The organism is Mycobacterium pseudokansasii, from assembly GCF_900566075.1.
Lineage (GTDB): Bacteria > Actinomycetota > Actinomycetes > Mycobacteriales > Mycobacteriaceae > Mycobacterium > Mycobacterium pseudokansasii.
Window position 1 is genome coordinate 3,430,998 of sequence record NZ_UPHU01000001.1, and the last position, 18,171, is coordinate 3,449,168.

Sequence of the window (18,171 nt, forward strand, 5' to 3'; positions counted from 1 at the left end):
ACCTGGGCGAAACATTGCGGCCCGCCCTTTTCCTGCGGCCAGCGGGTCGCCCGGGCGGCTAGGCGGCAGGCTGGGTAACGAAGTCGATGAGTTCTTCGACCCGGCTGATCAGCGCGGGCTCCAGATCATTCCAGTCGCGGACCGTCGAACGGATTCGCCGCCACGCCGTGGCAATGTCCGCCTGGTCGGCGTGCGGCCAGCCCAGTGCCTGACAGACTCCGTGCTTCCACTCGATGTGCCGGGGTACGCTCGGCCACACCTTGAGGCCGAGCCGGTGCGGTTTGACGGCCTGCCAGATGTCGACATAAGGGTGACCGACGACCAGGGTGTCCGAGCCAGCCGGCCCCTGACGCACCGCGTCGGCAATGCGAGCCTCTTTCGACCCGGGGACTAGGTGGTCCACAAGAACGCCGAGTCGACAGCGCGGCCCGGGCCGGAAATCGGCGACGATGCGCACCAGGTCGTCGACGCCGCCGAGGTGCTCCACCACAACGCCTTCGATGCGCAGGTCCTCCCCCCAGACCTGTGCGATGAGTTCGGCGTCGTGACGGCCCTCGACGTAGATCCGGCTGGCACGGGCAACCCGAGCGCGGGCGCCGGGGACCGCGACCGACCCGGATGCCGTTCGCTTCGGCGTGACCGGCGCCGGGCGGCGCGGCGCAGTGAGGATTACCGGTCGACCGTCGATGAGGTAACCCGGCCCGAGCGGGAAACCGCGGGTCTTACCGTGGCGGTCTTCGAGGTCGACGCGGCCGTATTCGACTCGGACCACGGCGCCGACATAGCCGGTTTGGGCGTCCTCGACCACCATGCCGATCTCGACCGGATGCTCAACCGATCGCGGCGTGCGCCGCAGTCCCCCGGACAAGACGTCGCTGCCATAACGATCCACCACGCGGCGATACTAGGCGGTCGCTCGCCGGACGCGGTTGCGGCGCGCCGTGGCTGTCCAGCGAAAATGCCTGTCTCGGAGTGGCTTTGATGCGCACAAGCTTGGCAGGCTCTGGCCGACGGGACTCGGTGGGCCATCATGGAACGTCTTGCTTATGGTCCGTCGGCCGTGGGTGAACTAGCTCGCGACCTGCCCGTCAGCCGGCCGGCGGTGTCACAACACCTCAACGTGCTCAAGGCAGCCGGGCTGGTCTGCGATCGTGCCGCGGGCACGCGTCGGGTCTACCAAGAGTCGGTTCGCGCGGGCCAACGAGATAGCGTCGAGCAATTCGCTGCGCGGAGCCCACCGAAGCTGGTTGAGTTGACCGGCAGTCACCTCCAACCGCGCGGGCGGACAGCCGGTTCCGGCGGCATGATCGCGTTGGTCGACGGCATGATCCCGACTGATCGAACGCGGAGTCCACCGTGTCTAAGCTGAACCTGAACAACTGTGACGACACTCAGGGGGTGTGCCATGCGAATGCTCGTTTGCCGTCTGGTCTCCGTCGCCGCGATGATGTTAGCGCCGATGGCGATCGGGACGACGGTTTCACCGGCGGTGAGTTCGGCACAGTGCGCCGACGGCGAATGGTGGGATACAAAGGCGAACCTGTGCCGACCGGCAGATGCGCCTGCAGCTCTGCCGTGTGACGCGGGCCAATGGTGGGATCCCACGGCCAACATATGCCGACCCCTGGGGGTTGGGCCGCAGCCACTCGCGTGTGATGCGGGCCAATGGTGGGATCCCACGGCCAACATATGCCGACCCTTAGGCGTTGGGCCGCAACCGCTCGCATGCGACAACGGCTGGTGGTGGGATCCGATCTCTAACGCATGCCGTCCGCCCTTGATACCTCCGGTCGGGTAAGCCGGCTCTGAGTTGCGAGGGTCTGCAGTTTGTTGGCTACCTGCCATCTCCGCCTGCTCACCGCGGCGCGGTGAGGGTAACGACTTCGCCGACAAGGCGCTGGGCAAGGTGGCTCCCTACGGGGTCTACGACATCGGCGCCAACACCGGCTGGGTCAATGTCGGCACCGACGCCGACACCGGCCGGTTCGCTGTGGAATCGATCCGCCGCTGGTGGACCACGATGGGTGCCCTCGGCTATCCCGGATCAGACAAGCTGCTGATCACCGCCGACTCCGGTGGCTCCAACGGATCCAGGCTGCGGCTGTGGAAAACCGAACTCGCCGCCTTGGCCACCGAGGCCGGACTCGACATCACCGTCTGCCACCTGCCGCCGGGCACCTCCAAATGGAACAAGATCGAACACCGGCTGTTCTCCGCGATCAGCCGCAACTGGCGCGGACGCCCCCTGGAATCCCACGAGGTGGTCATCGAAACCCTCAGGGCAACAACCACATCCACCGGACTGACCGTAAACGCGGTCCTCGACACCACCACCTACGACCCGGGCATCAAGACTACCGACAAGCAAATCGCCGCCCTCGAAGCCACCCAACCGCACCGTCACCAGTTCCACGGCGACTGGAACTACACGCTCATCGCCGACCACACCGCGACACGCCCGACAACACCTACCTAATTACTGCGCGATCCCTAAGCTAAGCAACTGGCCGGCGCTGCCGAGGCCGCCTTTCGGCCGGCGGGTGGCCCGGAGCGCATAGACCGAAGGCTTAGACCAATGGGGTGGCGGGGCCGCCGCACGCCGCGATGTAGTCGTGGTAGTTCCAGGTCTGCAGAAACTCTTGACCGGCTTGTAACCCGCGTTGGTACAGGGCCTCGCGTTGTTCGGCGGTGATATCGAAGTCGATCGGGCTGATCTCATCGGCCGGGACGAAGATCGTGCGCCGAACGGTGCACGGGTCGTCGATGTAGGCGTTGTCCTGGTTGCTGACTAACGTCTCAACGGCGGCGATTCCCAACGACACCGGCCCGTGAACCGGATGCGTGGGCGGAATGCCCGGACGCGACGACAGCCGGATCCCGAAGGTCGGCCACTCCGGCCCACCGTCGGACCGGTCGAACAGCCCCACCGGAAAGTTCGACAGCAATGCTCCGTCAACCCACGTCGCGCCGGCAACCCGAACCGGCTCGAACACGAACGGAATCGCCGAGGAGGCATGGACCGCGCGCGCGACCGAAAAGTCGTCCGGGTCAATGCCGTAGGAGTCCAGATCCCATGGGATGCGAACCAACCGCCGCCGCGACAGGTCACTGGCGGTGACCACCAGCGACCAGGCGAATTGTTCCGGCTCGTCGCCGGTACGCACATCGGCGAAAGTGCGCACGCCCAGGTCGGCCAGCAAACCGGTGAGCAGCTGTTCCAGATGGGTTCCCTGATAGACGCCATCCGACGTCAGCAGCGAGAGCACCCCGCCGATCAACGGCACACGTCCGATAAGACTGCGGTCGAGGAACTTCGAGTAGTCGATGCTGCGCATGATCTCGGAAAGACGTGTCAGCGGTTCCCCGGCAACCTGCAGCGCGGCGACCAGTGACGCGACGATCGCACCGGCGCTGGTCCCTGCGACACGGGGAAACCTGTAGCCGGCCGCGTCCAGCGCGTCCACCGCACCGACCAGTCCAATCCCCCGGACCCCGCCGCCTTCGCACACCAGATCGACATGTTTGGTGCTCACCGGCGTCACCATAGCCGCATCATCGGTGGTTACCGGTATGCGGCACACCGATGTCAGGCAATCCGACGGCCGTCGGCTCCGAAGAAGTGCAGTTGACTGGGTTGGGGGTGCAGACGCACCCGGCTGCCACGCTCGGGCGGCTGACGGCCGTCCGTGCGGGCGACGATCGCCTGACCGGAGAGCTGACCGGCCCCGCTGATCCGGCCGTACAGATAGGCGTCGGCTCCGAGCTCCTCCACCACGTCGACCTCGATTTCGACGCCCACGTTGCCCACCACGAAATGTTCGGGACGAATGCCGACAACAATCTCCGCTGCCGCGGTGGCTATCTCGCGTGGTATAGCCATAGGCCAATCGCCCAGCGTCACTGCGGAATCGGCGATCGGCAGGGTGAACAAATTCATCGCCGGGGACCCGATGAATCCGGCGACGAATACGTTGTCCGGGTTGCGATAGAGTTCCCGCGGCGCCGCGCACTGTTGCAAAACCCCGTCGCACAGCACCGCGACCCGGTCGCCCATCGTCATGGCCTCCACCTGATCATGGGTGACGTAGACCGTCGTGGTACCGAGTTGACGTTGTAATGCGGCGATCTGATTGCGGGTTTGCACCCGCAGTTTGGCGTCGAGGTTGGACAACGGCTCGTCCATCAGGAACACCTGCGGACGGCGCACAATGGCGCGCCCCATTGCCACCCGCTGGCGCTGTCCGCCGGAGAGGTCCTTGGGTTTGCGGTCCAGGTATGGTTGCAAGCCAAGCACTTTCGCAGCTGCCAGCACTCTTTCGCGGATCTCGGTCTTCGGCGTCTTGGCGACCTTCAACGCGAATCCCATGTTCTGCGCCACGGTCATGTGCGGGTAGAGGGCATAGTTCTGGAACACCATCGCGACATCGCGTTGCTTGGGATCGACGTTGGTGACGTCACGGTCGCCGATCAGGATCCGGCCCGAATCCAGTTTCTCCAATCCGGCCACCAGCCGCAGGGAGGTGGTCTTGCCGCATCCGGACGGTCCCACCAGTACGACGAACTCACCGTCGCCGACGACGAGATCCAGACGGTCCAGTGCGGGCCGGTCTGCGCCGGGGTACCGCCGGGTCGCCTCCTCGAAACTCACCGTGGCCATACGGCTAGCCGCCGAGCCCGGTCGCGGCGATACCGCGGATAAACGAGCGCTGCGCCACCGCGTAGACGAGCACCAACGGCAGCAGGATCAGCATCGACGTCGCCATGAAAACCGGCCAGCGCGCCACGTATTCGCCGCGTAGCCGCACCAGGCCCAGCGTCAGCGTGGCCAGGCTGTTGCGCTGGATCATCAGCAGCGGCCAGAGAAAATCGTTCCACACGTTGACCCAGGTGAGCACCGCCAGCACCATCACCGCCGGCCTGGCATGCGGCAACAGGATCCGCCAGTAGATCTGCCAGGGAGAGCAGCCGTCCAGAATCGCCGCCTCTTCGAGATCGGCCGGGAGAGTGCGGAAGAACTGCCGCATCAGGTAGGTGCCGAAGGCGCTACCGAACAAGCCCGGCACGATCATCGCCCACGGGGTGTCCACCCACCCCACGGTCCGCATGAGAATGAACTGCGGGATCACGGTGACCGTCAGCGGCACCATGAGAGTGCCCAGGTACATCACGAACAAGGTGTCGCGGCCGCGAAAATGCAGTCGCGCGAAGGCGTATCCGGCGAGCGAGCAGAAGAACACCTGACCGGCGGTGACGCAGCCGGCATACAGCACCGTGTTGAAGAACATTCGCCAGAACGGCATCAGCGCGAATACTTCGCCGTAGTTGGACCACTGCGGATGGTCGGGGACCAACTTCGGTTGGCTCACCTCGCCTTCCCTCTTCAACGACCCCGACAGGGCCCACATGATCGGGAACAGGGCACACCAGGCGATCGCGATCAGCGCGGTGTACAGGGCCAGGGAGCGAACAACGTTGCGCATGACCACTCGATCAGCCGAGCCCACGGGAAACCTCCCACGCGCGGCGCCGTGTGAGGCGCAGCTGAAGTACGGTCAATACCAGCAAGACGGCGAACATCACCCAGGCCAGCGCCGAGGCGTAACCGAATTCCAGGAATCCAAAGGCGTTTTGGAAGAGCATGATGCCCAAGACGTAGGTTCCGGTTTCCGGTCCTCCGTTCGCGCCGGTGAGAACGTAGACCAGATCGAAAGCCTGGAATGCGTGGATGATCGAGATGACCACGACGAACGACATCGCGCCGCGGATCAACGGCACCGTGATCGATACGAACTGCCGTATCTCGCCGGCACCGTCGATTTTGGCTGCTTCGTAGACGGTTTCGGGAACCCCCTGCATCGCGGCCAGCAGCACGACGGTGGCAAACGGCACGCTTCGCCACACACTGACCAGGCACAACGAGGCCATGGCCCACCTGGGTTCGATCAGCCATGGGATCGGGCCGATGCCGACCCAGCCCAACATGATGTTGAGTAATCCGTTGTTGGTATCGAAGACGAATTGCCAGATCACCGCCATCACGACCGACGAAATAGCCAGCGGTAAGAACGTGATCGTCCGAAAGATACCGATGCCCTTGACTTTCCGGTTCAGCACGCCGGCGATGGCGAGGCTGATGAGAACGGTTGGGGCCACCGTCCCGACAGTGAAGATCGCCGTGTTGCGCACCGCGATGAGAAACAGCGGGTCAACGGTGACCAGGTCGCGGAAATTCCGCAGGCCCACAAACTTTGGCGGAGTGAACAGGTCCCAGCTCTGAAAGCTCATGTACAGCGAGAACCCGAGCGGGAACAGCATGAACACCACGACGGCAGCCAGGTTCGGTGCAACGAACAGGCGGCCGGCCCACGGCCGTCGGCGCCAGAGGCTCGGCCTCTTGTGGCGCTTCGCGGTGCCCGGCTCGGGTGTGTCGATCGATGTCACGGACTGCGCAGCACCTCGTCGACGGCTCGCGACAGCCCGGTCAGCGATGTCGCCGGGCGGGATCCGCGCAATACCGGTCCGAAGGTCCGTTCCATCAGGGCGTAGACCTTCGGCCACGCCGGGGTGATAGGCAGGCCCTGGGAATGGCTCGGTCCTCCGGTGAGTACGGCGAGATTGTCAACCCTACTGTGTGCTTTGGCGAATCCGGCCGAGTTGATCGCAGACCACACGACCGGCACGAAAAGGTTGGTTTCGCCGATCAACGCCTGACCCACGGGTCCGGTTGCGAACTTGACGAACTCCCACGCCTGCTCTCGGCGCTGACAACTGGCCGCGACGGCCAATCCGGTGGCTCCGATGTTGGAGCAGGGCGCATGCCCCCGTGGGCCCAGGGGCAGCGCGGTCACATTGAAATCCAAGCCGTCGGCGCGGTCGAAAGTCTGGTAGCGCCAGTGGCCGCCCAGCGCCATCGCCGCCTTGCCCCGGGAGAACAACTCCGGCGTGGCCGTCGACTGCAGCTCGGATGCGGTGGGCGCCACCTGGTGCTTGTTGGTCAGGTCGGCGTAGAACTGGACGGCTTCGATGAAGGCGGCATTGTCCAAGTTGAGATGCGACGGGTTCATTCTCGGCGAGGACCACGGCACGCCGTTGTTCACGGCGAACAGTCCCGCGGAGATCGTCGGGACAAAGGTGTCGACAAACCCCCACTGCTTGACCCGTCCCGCGGCATCGTGCTTGGTGAGTGCGCGAGCCGCGTCGAGGAATTCGGCAAAACTCCACGGCTGCTCCCAACTCGTGGGCGGTGGCCGAATGCCGGCCTCGGCGAAAAGCCGCGTGTTGTAGTACAGGTAATTTCCCGACCATTGCTCCGGAAAGGCGAATTGGCCGCCGTTATAGGTGAACGTCTCATACAGTGGCCCGATGCCGTCTGAAGACAGCTCGGCGGCAAAACCGGGATCCCGGGCCAACATGGTGTTCAGGTCCAGGAGCACACCCCGGTCGGCCAGCCCGGCGTAGCTCAACTCCCACGCCATCAGCACGTCGGGACACTTCCCGCCCGCGCAAAACGTCGATATCTGCTGCAGGGGTCCCGGCCCGGACAGCAACGCCCGCACCCTGATGTCGGGGTGGCGGCGGCAGAACTCCTCGATGATGCGCATCCGGGCGTCGGCTTCATCGGGGTTGGCGGCGAAGAAGAAGGTCAGGGCGTCGTCGTCGGAGGCGCAGCCGGCCGCCCACGATGCCAGCGGTGCCGCGGCGAGTGCTCCCGCTGTCCGCAACAGGCGCCGCCGTGCGAACGGCTTGTCGAACATGCTGCTCCCGGTTCTGGGCCTGGCCTCCGGTGCCGACTGTATGTCATGGGCACCGATACTTCTGCGGTCTTCCCGGGATGACGATGCGTGGGTGGATTTCCGGTCCGGCGGGTCAGCACCGGATCACGGCAGCGATCTGCGCCACCAGGCTTCAGGCCGAGGTTCCCGCGGCCAACTCCTGCAATTCGGCGGGCATGTCGTCGTGGTCGTAGCCGTGACCCGCGTCGACGGTGAGGTCGTCCTCGGTGAGCTGGGTGGCGTTCTTGCCGCCCAGATATTGGGTGAGCCCGGACTTTTCGTAGTGGGTTTTGATCCGGTCGCTCATCAGCCCGATGTATTCGAGGTTGGGTATGAGCCGCTCGAACATGATGCTGCGGAATTTGACCATGCTGGGCGAGTCCAGCATCTGTTGGTCCCAGACCTTCAGCGGCACCTTGTGGGAGAACCACTCTTCGTACACCTCGTGCATCAGGAACCGGTTACGCATCAGCAGCGCCACCTCATAGACCCAGTCTTCGCGCTCGCGGCGTTCCTTCTCCGAGATGTTCTGGGTGATGTGGTCGCGCAGGGCCAGCACGCCGTAGTGCACATGGCGGGCTTCGTCCTGGATCACCATCTTGAGCAACTGTTTGAGCAGCGGCTCGCGCGTCTGCTGGTAAATGGTGGTGAAGGCGCCCAGCGCCAGGCCCTCGATCATGATCTGCATGCCGAGGAATTTGAAATCCCAACGGCCGTCGGTCATCAGCTCGTCGATGAGGACGAACAGGTTGTCGTTGATGGTGTAGATCTTCTCGAGCTTGGTGTCGAGATAGCGCAGGAACACCTCGAGGTGCCGGCCCTCGTCCATGACCTGGGTTGCTCCGTAGAGCTTCGCGTCAGTCCAGTGCACACACTCGGTCACCTGAGCCGAAGCGAACAGCGCGCCTTGTTCACCGTGCATGAACTGGCTGAGCAGCCACGCCGCGATGTCCCAGGTCAGCTTGCGCTCCTCCAGCGCCGTCAGCCGCACGCCGAATCCCTCGATTTCGGTGAACGGCACGAAGCTGCGCGGCAGGATTTGCGCGTCGGGATTGTCGGGGGTGACGTCGAGTTCCCACGGCAGGTCGGCCTCACCGTCCCATTGCTTGGATACCGCGCGACGGTACAGCTCGTACATCTCGGTGAAGTCGCTGTGGTAGTTGAGCCGGAAATGCGCACTGTGGTGGGCCGGCATATCCACATGATCGCCACGCTTGCCTTTGCCCAGCACCAGTCCCCGCACCGCCGAAGGCGCCATGGATACGGCGACCTTCGGGTTCTGCACCGAAAGCATCAACCCCACACTGTCGAGGGTCTTGTGAATCTTGTTCTGCGCCTTGATGGGCAGCCCGCGCACCATCGATTCCACCGAAGTCTTCACTGTCGAAGTCATCTCCAACCTCCTGGGGTCACGCGTCGAGGACGACGCTTTCTTGGGCGTACGCCGAGCAGCTGAGGATGTAGCCATCGGATCGTTCCTGGTCGCTCAAACAGTTCGGTTCGTCGACGGCCACCGCGCCGCTGATCACTTTGAGTTTGCATGCGGCGCAGCCGCCGACGGTGCAGCTGAAGTCGAGCTTCAATCCGGTGCGCAGACCTGCCTCCAGAATCGTCTCGCCTGGCTGCTGGGTGACCGTGCGGCCGGTAGCGCGAAACTCCACAGCGTGCGGTTGGGTCGGCAGCGTGCGGGTGTGTTGGGGCGCCGCATAGAACCGTTCTCGATGGATGCGATCGGCGTCGACGCCGCCGCTCGTCAGCGCAGCGGTGGTTGCGTCCATCAATTCCGTTGGACCGCAAAGAAATACCTGTGTATCCGGGCCCGCCGCCAATAGCTCGGCAGCACGCGCGCCGGTGAGCCGTCCGGTCTCTCCCGGCCATGCCGACGCCGGTTGTGAGAGCACGTGCACCACCCGCAGCCGCGGATAGCTGGCGGCCAATGCCGACAGTCGCCGCGCGAAGATGATCTCGCTTTGCCGACGCGACGCGTACACCAGCGAGATCTCGCGTTCGGGCGACTGTCGCAGTGCGGTTTCGATCATGCCGATCACCGGCGTGATGCCGCTGCCGGCGGCCAGGAACGCCAGCGGCGCGGCGTCAGCGTCGTCATTGTCAGGAAGGACGAAGTCACCCGATGGTCCGAGCACTGTGTATTCGTATCCGGCAGCGACCTTGCGGTGCACCAAGCCCGACACAACGCCGCCGTCGATCGCCTTGACGGTGCAGGCCAGCCGATCACCCTCGGCGGCGCAGATCGAGTATGCCCGCTTGACGGTCCCGCCGTCGACGTCGAAGCAGTGCGTCAGGTACTGCCCGGCGCGGAACTCGACCGGGCGCCCGTCGGTGACCTCCAGCACCAGCGTCACCGCATCGTCGGTCTCGCGGATGACCTCGACAACCCGAACGGGGCGTCGCACCGACGTCGTCTGGGATTGCCCCCACCGCCGCGACGGACCGTCGGGCCGCGGCAGGACAACCGGATTGGACTTCCTCGGACGGAAAAGGGTAACCCGCGGCATGGTGGGAAGGCTCGGCATCGGGTCCCCTGCCACAAAGTAGGAACTGAACGGTTCCGACAATATTGACAGGTGTCATGTATGGGCCGTAGGGCCGAAAGTCACTAATCCAAAAGGATCCGCCCGAGAAGCATAGGCGGCACGATGCTGTGCCAAGATGACTTCGTGATCCGCGTCGTGAGGCCATTTCGCGGCGTCAGCGCAGAGGAACGACGCGACCTGCGCCGAAATCAGTTGCTCGAGGGGTGCCTGGAAGTCGCCGGCACCGTTGGGATGGCGGCAACGACCATCGAGGCGGTCAGTCGGCAGGCCGGCCTTTCGAAGCGGTACTTCTATGAGAGCTTTCGGACCCGCGACGAGCTTTTCGTGACCCTGGCGCAGGGTCTGCTCGCCGAAATCAGCAGCGGCGTCCTCGATTCGATGACAGATTCCGCCACTGAGCTGATAGATCGTGCGCGGATCGGCATCCGGCGGGTGATCACCGTGCTGACCGATGATCCCCGCAAGGCGCGGTTGTTCACCGAGCTGATCGGCAGCGAGCTGCTCAAAGACACCGTCGGGGGGGCCGAGCACGAACTCGCCGAGCTACTCACCCAGCTGCTGCTCGCCGGCACCGGCAGCGACCAGAGCCAGTACCATCGCCTGCGCCTCGCCACCTTGGTGATCGTGGCCGGCACCGCCAAGGCCGTCACCAGCTGGCTCGACGGAAGGCTCACCGTGTCCCGAGACGACCTCATCGAGGAGGTCGCCCAGATGTCGGTCGCCGCGGCGCACACCGTGCGCAGCGATCTGTGACCGCTACCGTGCCCACCGAATCAGGCGGGGAAATACCGGATCCGGTTGATCAGGTTGCCGCGCCACGGCAATTCGGCGAACATGATCCCGCGCCCATGATCGGATGCCAGCGACACCGTCACCGTTGATCCGGCACCGTTGATCTTCGTCCAGTTGACCCGACGGAGCTGTTGGCGTAGTTCGGTCAGGTCCAGTACATCGTCATCGCCCAAAGTCATTGCCGCAGTGGGCGACAGCGCACGTTCAGCGTCATAGGTGTCGCCGCGCCCCACCGCGTCGAGAAATGTCGTCACCAGCGTCTTGCGACGCGCGCCCGCCCGGCGAAATCCGGTCAGGAAGCCGGCGGTGCCTCGCAGGCCCTGATTACCCAACAGCCCCTGCGACAGCTTCAGCGCCGGCGATATCGCCGACGATCCGCTCCGCAGGAACTGCAGCATCATCGCCGGCAAGTCCCAGTACGCCCGGAGAACGGCAATCTTCCAGTCACCGTTGACCTTTCGCAGATCGTAGCGCAAAAAGGCGGGAACGAACATCGTCACCGCTGGTGCCATTGCCACCTCGAGTTCGACGTCGCGCAGGACGACCGAGCCGGAGACGATGTCGAGGTCGCGGTGGAACTTGATATCTCGCGGACCGATGAAAGTGTCAAAGAACCGGCCGATCTGCTCGTGGCCCACGTGCGGCTGCGAGCCCACCGGGTCTTGGACCCGGCCGTCGCTGGTGAACAGGCCTACCCAGCCGGCGCGGTCGTGAGCTGCGGCGGCCCGCGGCGACCGCTCGACTGCGGCCAGCAGATCGCCGCGATCCGGCAGCGCCATCAGCGGCTCCGGACCAGCGCGATGCCGGTGGTGCGCAGCTGTGTCAACGCCTCGTTGGTGGTTTCGGCCGACGCTCCTGCGGTCAGGTCGACCAACACCCGGGTCGAGAAGCCGGCGCGGTCCAAGTCCTCGGCGGTGCGCCGTACGCAATGATCGGTGGCGACGCCGACCACGTCGACCTCGTCGATCCCCCGTTGCCGCAGCCAGTCCGGCAGCATGGTGCCGTGCTCGTCGACGCCCTCGGCCCCGCTGTAGGCGGCGCCGTAGGCACCCTTGCGGAAAACTGCCTCGAGGTGGCCGGTGTCGAGTTCGGGATGGAAGTCGGCGCCGCGGCTTCCGGCGCGGCAATGCGCAGGCCACGACGAGGAATAATCCGGCTGGTCGGAGAAGTGGTCGCCGGGATCGATGTGGAAATCCTCGGTGGCCACCACGTGGCGGTAACCGGGCCGGCCGGCCAGGTAGTCGTTGATCACCCGGGCCAGTCGATCGGCGCCCGCCACCGGCACCGAGCCGCCTTCGCAGAAATCGTTCTGCAGGTCGACGATGATCAGCGCTCGCACGATGTCCACCCTAATCCCAACGGTTGCGGGCCGCCGCGGGCTCCGGCGACCGGGCCGGTTTGCCGGCGCGCAGACCGGGGAATACCCCGCCCATGTTGATTCGCAGAATCGCCCGACCCATGTTGTCAGCGGCGTTCATCGGCCAAGGCGTGGAGTCGCTGCTCAACCCCAAGCCCGCGGCCGAAGCCGCCCAGCCCACCGTGAGCGGATTGCGAACACTGCCAGATCCAGTCGGCAGCAGCATTCCGTCGAACGCCGAGACGTTCGCTCAGATCAACGCGGCCGTCCAGATCGGGGGTGGGGTGCTGCTGGCCACCGGCCGACTGCCCCGCCTCGCCTCGGCGGCGCTGGCGCTGACCGTGATACCGGGAAACCTTGGCGCCCATCTGTTTTGGAGTGAACCCGATCCGGCGCTCAAGGCGCAGAAGCGGCGCGAATTCCTGACCGACCTGAGCCTGCTGGGCGGGCTGATCATCGCCTCGGCGGACACCGCGGGCAAGCCGTCGTTGGCGTGGCGCGGCCGGCGCGCGGCGAGCCGGATCTCGGAGGCGGTGTCCTCGACGCTGCCGGGATCCGACGACACGCTGTTGGGCTCCGAGCTCGGTGACAAGATCGTGCACGGCCTCAAGGCCGGAGCCGAGCGTGGCAAGGAGCTGGCCGAGACAGCCGCCGAACGCGGGGCACCCTACGCCGAGGCCGCGCTGGAGCGCGGTCGCCACCTGGCCGGCACCGCGGCCGAAAAGGGCGGGCCACTGGCCGAGGCGGCGCGCGCCCGGGGTGAAAAGCTGGCCAGCAAAGCCCGGTTGCGCGGCCTGGAACTCGCCGAGACCGTGCGTCATCAAGGTTTGCACCTCGCCGACGCGGCGACGGCCCGCGGCGGCCACGTGGCCGACACCGCACGCGAGCAGGTCAAGGGCCGGGGCCGGCGCGTTCGGCGCTAGCCAGGAAGTTGTCGACGATCGCATCGACGTCCTGGTGCACGTCGACGACCACGCCTGACTCGTCGCCGCCGAGCGGTTCCAGCGTGTCCAGTTGCGATCGCAGGAGCTCAACCGGCATGAAATGCGCGGCCCGGTTGGCCAACCGGCGCGCGATCACATCCGCGGAGCCGCTCAGATGCAGAAATTCCAGCTCGGGACAATGGGCTCGCAGTTGATCGCGGTAGCTGCGTTTGAGCGCCGAACAGCTGGCCACCCCACCGTCGCGGTGGGCGGCCAGCCACTCCCCCACCCGTCGCAGCCATGGGTAGCGGTCTTGGTCGTCGAGGGGTTGGCCGGCGGCCATCTTGGCGATGTTCGCCGGTGGATGCAGCGTGTCGGCGTCCAGGAACGCCACCCCCAGCCGCTGGGCGAAGGCAGCGCCCACCGTCGACTTGCCGGACCCCGAAACACCCATCACCACAATGGGACAACGCATCGGTGCGCGCGCTGTGGTCACGGCTGGTTGCGATTCCATTCCAGCCAGCCGACGCCGCTGCGGCCGTCGGCGGTACTGCCGGCGACCCAGGCGCGCGGGAATTGGCTGACCCGCCCGTCGACGGCCAACAGCCGCACCGGCGCGTGCGCGCGTACCTCGACGTCCGCGGTGAGCTCACCGGGATCGAAGGTCAGGGTCGCGTGCAGCGGTAAACCGTTGGGGCCGAACCTATCCTGGATGCTCACCGTCTGCAGCTCGGTGAGCTGCCCGTCAGCATCTTGAACGTAGCCGACACTGAAGGCCGGTGCGCCCGGGATTTGGATCCGGACGCCATGCAGGTGGGTGCCGTCATCGAGGTGCACGGCACTCCACATCCAGTCCATGCTCCACCAATCGCGCACGCCCCAGGAGTGGTCGCGTTGTCCGGGAACGGAGTCGAAACGGTAGTCGGTCCCGTCGACGGTAACGGAACCCGAAACGGTGCAAGGGATTTCGTAGCGTGACGTCACGCGATATTGGTAGGGGCTGCCGTCGGTGGTCCAGACGAGGTGCATGGTTACCTCGACCGGATCTCCGGGCTCACCGCGCAACAACTCCGCGGGGTCGGCGTATGCGTGCCCGCGCGCCCGCAGGTCGACACGATAGGTCTGCAGCGGTGCGCTGACGACGTGACCCAGCTCGATGGCCTCGGTGCGCACCGCCCACGGGTCGTCGGGCAGCGGAACGTCGACATCGACGACGGCCACGGTCGGTACGCCGGGCCCGCACAGCAGCGCGTGCACCCACGCGGTCTGCTGATTCGCTATCCGGCCCAGACGGAACCAGCCGCCCAATCCCTGTGGCGCGTCGACGAAGTCGGCGTACCAGCTCTCACTCCACAGTGGTTCGTCGGTCGGTGCGTGGGCCAGTTCGTCGTCGTCCGACGGCCGCAGCGGCTCCGGTCGCGCAGCGGCCGGCAGTGTCGCCAGGGCGTCGGTGTCCAGCACGTGGTCGCAATGGCGCTGCAGCATCGTCATGAACAGCCGGTCGCCCCGCTCGGTGCGCTCCACCAGCATCGACGAGACGATCGCCATCATGACGCCGAAAAAGCTTTGCCCGCGGACACCTTCGGCGACCTCGGCCAGGCCGATCGGCGGTTCGGACCCCAGCGCCTGGTGATAGGTCCGCAGCAGGTCGTCGTAGTGTGTCCGGCGATCTTGCGTCGGCAGCGCACAGCCCAGGAAGTACGCCAGATCGGTCATCGCCGGACCCCAGGAGACCGTCTGCCAGTCGACCACGGTCAACGCCCGGTCGGCTCCGGCTGCCCCGAAAAGCAGGTTGTCCAAGCGGTAGTCGCCGTGGACGAGCCCCTGGATTCCGCCTCGGACAGCCTCCTGGTAGCCGTCGAACGCGGCCACCAGCCGGTCACAGACTGCACGGCAGTCGGCAGTGATCTGGTCGCCATAGCGCTCGACGAAGGCGGCGTACAGCGAAGCGATCATCGCTTGGTTCAATGGGGCGTCACGGTGCAGCCACGGCGCTTCGGCCAGCGCCGCGTCACCGAGCAGCGGCCCGTGCAGCCGTCCCAGCTCCCTGACCGCCAGCCGAGCTTGTTGCGTTGTGGCGCCAACGATCTCGTCGCCGACGACAGCGGGCCCGGCGTCACCGAGCAGCAGGTCGAACGCGCCGGTCGAGGCGTCGACCGCCGCGTGATAACAGGGGGCGACCGGCCCGTCGAGGCGTGGCGCGATGTCGCGGTAGAACCGGACCTCACGCTGGTAGAGGCCCAGCGTCTGGCCGGTTTGCCGGCTCATCGGATCGGTGGCCGCGACCTTCAGCACCACCGACTGCGGGCCGGCAGCCGCTGCATACGTCGGCACGACGCGGTAGCACTCGCTCATCTGGCCGGTACCGATACGCTCGACGGTGAAATCGGTGACGGTGCCGGCACCGATCGCCGCCGTCAGCCACGACGCGGTGAGATCGTCCGGTCTTTCGATGACGCGCTCGTTGTCGGGATCCATCTCGTTCACCGCACCAGCGAAAAGCCGTCCCAGACCAGCCGGCGGTGCTGGTGCGGATCGAACTCGACGCGACACTTGCGGTCGATCACCAGCACGGCTCGCTCGGTGTGCGTATAGGCCGGCCAGTCGTCGCCCGGCACACCGGTCTGGCTGAAAGACCGCCAGCGGCTTATGACTTCGTCGCTGACCCGCAGCGCATGTCTCCGGTCGGCGGCAGCGGTCAGCAGTGCGCCGAACGTGGTCCGGTAGATGTCGAAGACGGCGAGCAGTTCGGTCGCGTGCGTGGCACCGAAACCGGACCAGCGCAGGGTCCGCGGGGCGTAGTCGTAGCGGTAGAGATAGGTAGGGGCATGCGCGCCGTGCGCCTCGGCGATCTGCCAGGCGGCCGCGTTGAACGCGAAATCCCCGCCGAGTTGAATGCATGCCGACGGCTTGGGGTAATCCGGGTAGGCCGCGGTAATGCGTTCCCGGGTAGCCGGTTCCGTGTCGGCCAGCAGTTCGTCGATCATCGCCTTGTTGGTCGGCAGCATCTTGAGGAAGCGGGTGAACAACCGACCCTCTTCGGCGTTGGTGCCCACGATCAATGGCACCTGGTGGGATTGCCCGGACCGCATCGCCTCGACGGGTTCGAAGGGCAGGCAGTCGTCGCCGAAGGTGGGCCCAATGGGGAAGGCGCCCAACCGGTTCTGCATGCCTTGCTCGATCAGGCGGTGCTGGGCTTGCACCAGTTGAGCCGGGGTCGCCCGCATGAGCGCGCTGGCGGCATCGCGCGGGCGGGCGCCCAGCAGATCGGCAAAGCGTGCCGCGAACTCGGCGGCCGTCTCGCGGGGACGCACCATTCCCGCCGCCGGACTTTCCGAAATCGCCTGTGCAAAAAGTTCTTTCGCGGCCGGCACGGCCAGCAATGTAGCGGTGATGTGAGCGCCGGCGCTTTCCCCGAAAATGGTGACGTTGTCGGGGTCACCACCGAATTGGGCGATGTTGTCGCGGACCCACTGCAACGCCAGCACCAAGTCGCGCAGGTACAAGTTGCCGTCGAAGGTGGTGTCGGCTGTCGACAGCGACGACAGGTCCAGACAGCCCAGCGCACCCAACCGGTAGTTGACCGACACGTAGACGCAGCCGCGCCTGGCCAGCGCGGCGCCGTCGTATATCGGGGTGGCCGAGCTGCCCAGGATGTAGCCGCCGCCATGGATGAACACCATGACGGGTAGCGGTTCGGACACGGGGGCTTCGGGTGTGACGACGTTGAGGGTCAGGCAGTCCTCGCTCATCGGCTGATACCTGCCCACGCCGAGCATCGTGTAGCGACGTTGCTGGGGCGCGCAGTTGGTGAACCCGTGGCAGTGCCGTACACCGGACCAGGGCTGCGCCGGCTGCGGCGCCCGGAATCGCAACGGCCCCACCGGCGGCCTGGCGTAGGGGATGGATCGCCAGCGGTGCACGCCGTCGCGGGTGAAGCCTTCGACGATGCCGGTGGCTGTTCGTGCGCGGACGGTGCGCTCGTGCATAACCCGACGTTAGCGGATTCTCGGGGCACACCCGATGGGCAGCACCTTTAGCCACGCCGAGGCCGCTAGCCTGAATCGATGCGGATCGCCGTGCTGGTCGCAGTGCCATTGCTGGTTGCCGGGTGCTCGCACGACATCGGCAGCCGCCCGGAGCAGTCGCCGACCAGCACGCCGACGCCGGCGGGGTCGTCGGCGTCGTCGCTGACGAGCACACCGACAGCCGGGACGGCGCCACCGTCGGCCGCGTCGTCGGCACCGGCGGCCGGTGCCCCGATCTCGGCTGTAGTCGCCTGGATAGCAGCAGGCCGACCCGCCGACCCCGCGCACTATCACAGCGTGAGCCGCGACGGTGTCACCACCGACCTGGGCGACGACATCGCGTTTGCCGCCCAGTCCGGCAAAGCGTCGTGTCTGACCGACTCCAAGCACACTGGCAGCGCGCTGATCTGTCTGGTCAGCCTGTCCAATCCTCCGCCCCCTCCGGCTACCGCCTACGGCGAATGGAAACCCGGCTGGGTCGACTTCGAAGGGACGACAGCGCAGGTCGGAGCTGCCCGTGGCGATCCGGGTCCGTTCGTCAACGGCAACGGACCCGAGTTGGCGAACGGGGACTCATTGTCGTTCGGCGATTACCGCTGTCGTGCCGATCAAGCCGGGCTGTTCTGCGTGAACTACGCCCACCAGTCCGCGGTGCGGCTCAGCGCCGGCGGCGTCGAGCCGTTTGGTTGCCTGCGGTCGGTGCCGCCCCCGGATGGAGTGGGTACGGCCTTCAGCTGTTGACTA

The 18,171-nt window shown here is 66.0% G+C and carries 17 protein-coding genes and 2 pseudogenes; 6 read left to right on the forward strand and 13 right to left on the reverse strand.

Features of this window, described 5'->3' with window-relative positions:
- Positions 1-58: 58 nt before the first annotated feature.
- Positions 59-895 (reverse strand): DUF3097 domain-containing protein, encoded by an 837-nt coding sequence (locus tag EET10_RS15650; protein WP_036405425.1) that lies wholly within the window; start codon positions 893-895, stop codon positions 59-61.
- Positions 896-1,003: 108 nt separating this feature from the next.
- On the opposite strand from EET10_RS15650, the pseudogene EET10_RS15655 reads away from it, so the two are divergent.
- The 3 genes and pseudogenes from EET10_RS15655 to EET10_RS15665 all read left to right on the forward strand — a co-directional run.
- Positions 1,004-1,180: pseudogene (locus EET10_RS15655) on the forward strand (ArsR/SmtB family transcription factor); the annotation flags it as partial.
- A 225-nt stretch (positions 1,181-1,405) separates the two neighbouring features.
- A complete protein-coding gene (locus tag EET10_RS31980) occupies positions 1,406-1,798 on the forward strand; it encodes a hypothetical protein (protein WP_081260319.1) in 393 nt (130 codons plus the stop codon).
- A 60-nt stretch (positions 1,799-1,858) separates the two neighbouring features.
- A pseudogene (locus EET10_RS15665) lies at positions 1,859-2,476 on the forward strand (ISAzo13 family transposase); the annotation flags it as partial.
- A 91-nt stretch (positions 2,477-2,567) separates the two neighbouring features.
- Here the strand turns inward: EET10_RS15665 and EET10_RS15670 are convergent.
- From EET10_RS15670 to EET10_RS15700, 7 genes are all read right to left on the reverse strand, one after another.
- Entirely contained in the window at positions 2,568-3,542 is a 975-nt protein-coding gene (locus EET10_RS15670; RefSeq protein WP_099188413.1) for a patatin-like phospholipase family protein, read from the reverse strand.
- 44 nt (positions 3,543-3,586) lie between these two features.
- Positions 3,587-4,657, reverse strand: a complete 1,071-nt coding sequence (locus tag EET10_RS15675; protein WP_036405428.1) for an ABC transporter ATP-binding protein — start codon at positions 4,655-4,657, stop codon at positions 3,587-3,589.
- 4 nt (positions 4,658-4,661) lie between these two features.
- On the reverse strand, positions 4,662-5,504 hold the full coding sequence (locus EET10_RS15680) for a carbohydrate ABC transporter permease (RefSeq protein WP_036405430.1): 843 nt from the start codon (positions 5,502-5,504) through the stop codon (positions 4,662-4,664).
- Positions 5,491-6,432, reverse strand: a complete 942-nt coding sequence (locus EET10_RS15685) for a carbohydrate ABC transporter permease (protein WP_244601964.1) — start codon at positions 6,430-6,432, stop codon at positions 5,491-5,493. The genes EET10_RS15680 and EET10_RS15685 overlap by 14 nt, the downstream gene beginning before the upstream one ends.
- A 5-nt stretch (positions 6,433-6,437) precedes the next feature.
- Positions 6,438-7,754 carry an ABC transporter substrate-binding protein gene (locus EET10_RS15690; protein WP_036405433.1) on the reverse strand — a complete coding sequence of 439 codons (1,317 nt, stop codon included), beginning with the start codon at positions 7,752-7,754 and terminating at the stop codon, positions 6,438-6,440.
- A 151-nt stretch (positions 7,755-7,905) separates the two neighbouring features.
- Positions 7,906-9,165: a ferritin-like domain-containing protein gene (locus EET10_RS15695; protein ID WP_036405434.1), complete on the reverse strand. Its 1,260-nt coding sequence runs from the start codon at positions 9,163-9,165 to the stop codon at positions 7,906-7,908.
- 16 nt (positions 9,166-9,181) lie between these two features.
- Entirely contained in the window at positions 9,182-10,288 is a 1,107-nt protein-coding gene (locus tag EET10_RS15700) for a ferredoxin--NADP reductase (RefSeq protein ID WP_168990980.1), read from the reverse strand.
- 162 nt (positions 10,289-10,450) lie between these two features.
- Between EET10_RS15700 and EET10_RS15705 the strand changes: the two genes are divergently transcribed.
- A complete protein-coding gene (locus tag EET10_RS15705; protein ID WP_168990981.1) occupies positions 10,451-11,080 on the forward strand; it encodes a TetR/AcrR family transcriptional regulator in 630 nt (209 codons plus the stop codon).
- 20 nt (positions 11,081-11,100) lie between these two features.
- On the opposite strand, the gene EET10_RS15710 is transcribed toward EET10_RS15705, so the two are convergent.
- Together EET10_RS15710 and pncA are read right to left on the reverse strand one after the other, a co-directional pair.
- Positions 11,101-11,898: a ketosteroid isomerase family protein gene (locus tag EET10_RS15710; RefSeq protein ID WP_036405437.1), complete on the reverse strand. Its 798-nt coding sequence runs from the start codon at positions 11,896-11,898 to the stop codon at positions 11,101-11,103.
- Positions 11,898-12,458 (reverse strand): pyrazinamidase PncA, encoded by a 561-nt coding sequence (gene pncA, locus EET10_RS15715; protein WP_063466482.1) that lies wholly within the window; start codon positions 12,456-12,458, stop codon positions 11,898-11,900. Before pncA ends, EET10_RS15710 begins: the two co-directional genes overlap by 1 nt.
- Before the next feature lie 92 nt (positions 12,459-12,550).
- Here pncA and EET10_RS15720 point away from each other — a divergent pair, with 92 nt between their 5' ends.
- Positions 12,551-13,399 (forward strand): DoxX family protein, encoded by an 849-nt coding sequence (locus EET10_RS15720; RefSeq protein WP_036405439.1) that lies wholly within the window; start codon positions 12,551-12,553, stop codon positions 13,397-13,399.
- Here EET10_RS15720 and EET10_RS15725 read toward each other — a convergent pair.
- From EET10_RS15725 to EET10_RS15735, 3 genes are read right to left on the reverse strand one after another with little or no spacing between them, the layout of a single operon-like run.
- Positions 13,368-13,874, reverse strand: a complete 507-nt coding sequence (locus tag EET10_RS15725) for a gluconokinase (RefSeq protein WP_122502806.1) — start codon at positions 13,872-13,874, stop codon at positions 13,368-13,370. The two genes, EET10_RS15720 and EET10_RS15725, sit on opposite strands and share 32 nt — an antisense overlap.
- Positions 13,875-13,891: 17 nt before the next feature.
- Positions 13,892-15,877: a DUF7064 domain-containing protein gene (locus tag EET10_RS15730; protein WP_122502805.1), complete on the reverse strand. Its 1,986-nt coding sequence runs from the start codon at positions 15,875-15,877 to the stop codon at positions 13,892-13,894.
- A 5-nt stretch (positions 15,878-15,882) separates the two neighbouring features.
- Positions 15,883-17,388 carry a carboxylesterase/lipase family protein gene (locus tag EET10_RS15735; RefSeq protein ID WP_036405440.1) on the reverse strand — a complete coding sequence of 502 codons (1,506 nt, stop codon included), beginning with the start codon at positions 17,386-17,388 and terminating at the stop codon, positions 15,883-15,885.
- A 78-nt stretch (positions 17,389-17,466) separates the two neighbouring features.
- On the opposite strand from EET10_RS15735, the gene EET10_RS15740 reads away from it, so the two are divergent.
- Positions 17,467-18,168: a hypothetical protein gene (locus EET10_RS15740; protein WP_063466457.1), complete on the forward strand. Its 702-nt coding sequence runs from the start codon at positions 17,467-17,469 to the stop codon at positions 18,166-18,168.
- Positions 18,169-18,171 lie beyond the last annotated feature (3 nt).